This window comes from Kineococcus vitellinus (assembly GCF_009906315.1).
In the GTDB taxonomy this organism is placed as follows: Bacteria; Actinomycetota; Actinomycetes; order Actinomycetales; family Kineococcaceae; genus Kineococcus; species Kineococcus vitellinus.
The window spans coordinates 1-532 of the sequence record NZ_JAAALL010000644.1 but is presented as its reverse complement, the minus strand read 5'-3'; the positions used below and the strand labels follow the sequence as shown (position 1 = coordinate 532).

Genomic DNA, 532 nt, shown 5'->3' with positions numbered 1-532 from the left:
CGTCCGCCACGCCAGGACGCCCAGCCCGGCGGCGACGACGAGCGCCACGAGCAGGGCACCCGCGCCCGCGCGCGGGCCGATCCGCCAGCGGGCGGCGCGCAGGCTCGCCGGTGCCCGGTCGGCGAGGCGGCGGCGGACCTCGCCCGCACGGGTGCGCCGCACCGGGGACGGCCGCCCGCCGGGGTCGTCCAGGGGATCGTCGAGCAGGTCGTCCAGGAGGTCGTCGTCCAGCTCCTCCAGGTCGTCCTCGTCGAGCGGGTCGTCGAGCCCCTCGTCGGACTCGTCGTCGGACCAGTCCTCGGACCGGTCGCCGCGCGGGTGGCCCGGCTCCCCTCCCGGGCGCACCGGGCCGCCGCGGCGCGGGCGCGGGGTGGCGCGCAGCTGCCGCGCGGCGAGGTCCCGGGCGCGCAGCGCCGGGTCGCGGGGGCGGTAGGGGGATCGGGGCACGCCGGGACGCTAGGCGGCCGCCCCGGCCGCGGGACCCGCCGCGCGGGCCGCTGTGGACGGACGGGCGGGTCGGCGGGCTGTGCGG

At 82.7% G+C, this 532-nt stretch carries 1 protein-coding gene; it reads right to left on the bottom strand.

The features are described from left to right. Positions 1 to 447: hypothetical protein (locus GTQ99_RS23900; protein WP_205708146.1), on the bottom strand; the 447-nt coding region annotated here is incomplete at its 3' end. Positions 448 to 532 lie beyond the last annotated feature (85 nt).